Consider the following 3,342-nt stretch of genomic DNA (forward strand, 5'->3'; position numbering starts at 1 on the left):
TCCCCATCGCCGCACGCCGCGCATCACCAAAATGACCCAAAGCTCCGCCCCGAACCGCCATCTCGTTCCCCATCAATACACAGATCATGGAGAATCAGAGCGCGCCCCTCAGGGCAAGCAAAATGTGTGAATGCCGTAGCATCCATACGGCGACATCGACGCTCGCGAATGGCGTTTCGCATTCGCCGACCGAACGTGTCGCCTGCAATTTGCGGCGGCGCGGATATGAGGTGCCGATCGACCTCGAGCCGATCCGCGACGTCGCGGAGCGTCTCGCCTATATCGCGGCCAGGGAGGATAAGCCTGTCGGCGCGCCCAACGAATATGACGAATTTCATTTCCAGCACCAATGTCCCGGCGGTATGGTCTCGAACCTCGCCTATCAATTGGAGACCATGGGACTTAGGGACCGATTGAACGACATCCTCGAGGAAGCATGGCATGTTCGCGAGGATCTGGGATATCCGATCGTCGTCAGTCCCTTCGCCCAGTACATTGTGACGCAGGCGGTGCTGAATGTTGTGGGCCGGGATCAGGGGCGCCGCCGTTATGACACCGTTCCGGATGAAATTCGCCTCTATGTCCGGGGCGGCTATGGAGAAATCACTGGTCCCATCGAGCCGAATCTCTACGACAAGATAACCAGGGGCGCGCCACCGATCACTGAAAGGCCGGGCTCCCGGCTGCCGCCGGCGCTCGACCGCATCCGCGCGACGCGTGGCCCTTTCGCATCGGACGACGACCTCCTTCTCGCGGCGTTCTATGACGACACCCAATGCGACGCCTTGAGGGGCGCGGGGCTGATCGACATTGAATACCCGATCATGGCAACCCCGCTCGCTACCTTGCTGAAGGAAATCAGCAACCGCCCGTCGATCAAATCATTTCACTTCCGACAAGCCGGTGCGTAGCTAGGTAAGCATTGCGAAAGTTCCATCCATGAAGCCGATCATCATCACCACCGCGATCACCGGTGCCGTTCCGAAAAAGCAGGACAATCCGGCGGTTCCGATCTCGCCGGCCGAGCAGATTGAATCCACTCATGCCGCCTATGAGGCCGGGTCGGCGCTGGTGCATATCCATGTGCGCGACGCGCAGGAAAATCCCTCATCCTCACCCGAGCTTTTCGCCGCTGTGCAGGAGGGCGTTAAAAAGCACTGCCCCGGCATGATCATCCAGTTCTCAACCGGAGGGCGCGGGCGGGAGGCTTCGCAGCGAGGCGCCAGCCTTTATCTCAAGCCCGACATGGCATCCCTCACCACCGGATCGGTCAACTTCCCGCGGCAGATATACGAGAACGCTCCTGATTTCATCGAGACCCTTTGTAAGGAAATGCTGACTTATCGCATTAAACCGGAGATCGAGGTCTTTGACGCCGCGATGCTCTACAATGCCGTCGAACTGGTCAAGCGGGGACTGATTCTGGAACCACTCCATGTGCAATTTGTTATGGGTGTCCAGAACGCTATACCGGTACGGCGATCTCTTCTCGAATTCTTGCTTTCTGAATTGAAAGAAATCAGCCCGACCGCCACGTGGTCGGCACTTGGAATGGCACGCCATCAGCTTGAGGTGAACCGATGGTGTCTCGAGCTTGGCGGACATACCCGCACCGGCCTGGAAGACAACGTGCGGTTTGACAAGACTCGTCTTGCCGCGAGCAATGCTGAGCTTGTCTCGCTCGTCGTCGCGGAGGCGGCTGCCTATGGGCGCCGACCTGCGACTCCGGACGAGGCGCGCTCAATCCTGGAACTTGCGGCGTAAGGAGGCAGAGTTGACCCTAACTTACAAGGACGTCGCTGACATCATCAAGATCATCGACGCAAGCGGCTGTGAAGAAGTGATAGTGGAACTTGCGAATGTCAAGATTGTGGTCCGGCGTTCTAGCGGGACGACAATCATACCCACAGCCACACCGCTTTCGCCGGCGGAACCGCAAAAATATGCGGAAAAACCACGACATGCCGAGCGCCAAATCGCCCCATCCGGACCACCCGCGGATATAAACGCGACTGACGGCGGAACTATCGTTCGTTCCCCTATGACGGGGACTTTCTACCGCGCACCGTCTCCGAAGGATCCGCCCTTCGTTGACATCGGAAGTATTGTCAAAAGTGGCGACTCGCTCTGCTCGATCGAGGTCATGAAACTTTTCACGACGATTATGGCTGAAACTGACGGCCAGGTGACACGTGTTTTCGCCCAAAATGCTGAGCTCGTGCAAGTTGGGCAGCCGTTGTTCAAAATTGAGGCCATACGAGCGTAGATGCTCGGGCGCCATCGCTGGATCTAATGATACGAATGTCTGGAACGCCCCATCGCGCAAGGTGAACGTGGAACGAGGTGTCGATCACGCGCAGTCATGGTTTAACGCAATTTCACATCACGCATAAACAACCTGTGCAATGCACGATCAATGCCCCCACAATTCTTCGAGCGTTTCCCCCTTTGTTTCGACGCCGATGACTGCAGTGACGATTATGCCAAACGCGGAAAAGACGAGAGGTAAAATAAGAGCGCCTTTGACACCAAAACTAGCGATTAGTACCGGCTGTAAAATCGCGCGCAATAATGACCCCTTGAGGGGCGAAAATCGCGTCCAATTCCGACCCCTCTGACGTTTTGTGTCAGCACTCTTCCTGGCGCCCCTAACGGGCGGGGAAGGGCTTTTGGGGATGATTGCGGTGGATCGAATTGGCGAAATCCGGCGGGCCTATTTTGAGGAACGATTGCCGATCAAGGAGATTGTGCGGCGTCTGTCGGTGTCGCGCGCGACGGTGCGCAAGGTGGTTCGCGGGCAGGCGACGGTGTTTCGGTATGAACGGGACGTGCAGCCGGCGCCGAAGCTGGGGCAATGGCTCGAGGGTTTGACGCAGATATTGGAGCGCGAGGCGGACTTGCCGAAGCGGGAGCGGCGGTCGGCGCAGCGTCTGTTCGAGGAACTGCGCGGCCAGGGTTACGATGGTGCGCATGACAGCGTGCATCGTTTTGCCAAGGTGTGGCGGCGTGAGCATGCCCGGCTGCCGGCGCGTGCCTATGTGCCGCTGAGTTTTGCGCCGGGGGAAGCGTACCAGTTCGACTGGAGCCACGAGGTGATCACGTTGCAGGGGCTGCCGGTGGTGGTGAAGGTGGCACACATGAAGCTGTCACATTGAACCGCGCCGGGAATCCCGGAGGCTCCAACTCTTGAGTAGGATGGAGCAATTGAACCGCGCCGGGAATCCTGGAGGCCATTTTGTTTGACTCAGGCGACCATAGCCAGCTCGTTCAGTTGTTCATAGTAGCGCGCCTCGGCCTCGGCGGGTGGGATGTTGCCGATCGGCTCGAGGAGACGCCGGTGGT

The 3,342-nt window shown here is 58.3% G+C and carries 3 protein-coding genes and 1 pseudogene; all 4 read left to right on the forward strand.

Annotation, left to right across the window (positions count from 1 at the left end):
* Nucleotides 1-230 precede the first annotated feature (230 nt).
* Nucleotides 231-911 (forward strand): hypothetical protein, encoded by a 681-nt coding sequence (locus tag AiwAL_RS19915; protein ID WP_262313459.1) that lies wholly within the window; start codon nucleotides 231-233, stop codon nucleotides 909-911.
* Between the two features lie 28 nt (nucleotides 912-939).
* Nucleotides 940-1,764 carry a 3-keto-5-aminohexanoate cleavage protein gene (locus AiwAL_RS19920; protein ID WP_235706250.1) on the forward strand — a complete coding sequence of 275 codons (825 nt, stop codon included), beginning with the start codon at nucleotides 940-942 and terminating at the stop codon, nucleotides 1,762-1,764.
* A gap of 10 nt (nucleotides 1,765-1,774) precedes the next feature.
* Complete coding sequence (locus tag AiwAL_RS19925) at nucleotides 1,775-2,266, forward strand: biotin/lipoyl-containing protein (protein WP_235706249.1); 492 nt, start codon at nucleotides 1,775-1,777, stop codon at nucleotides 2,264-2,266.
* Between the two features lie 409 nt (nucleotides 2,267-2,675).
* Nucleotides 2,676-3,152, forward strand: a pseudogene (locus tag AiwAL_RS19930) (IS21 family transposase); the annotation flags it as partial.
* Nucleotides 3,153-3,342 lie beyond the last annotated feature (190 nt).

This window comes from Acidiphilium sp. AL (assembly GCF_025499445.1).
Lineage (GTDB): Bacteria > Pseudomonadota > Alphaproteobacteria > Acetobacterales > Acetobacteraceae > Acidiphilium > Acidiphilium iwatense.

Excerpts from the sequence above, each read along its gene's own strand:
- AiwAL_RS19920 (WP_235706250.1), top strand. The coding sequence starts at position 940 with ATGAAGCCGATCATCATCACCACCGCGATCACCGGTGCCGTTCCGAAA.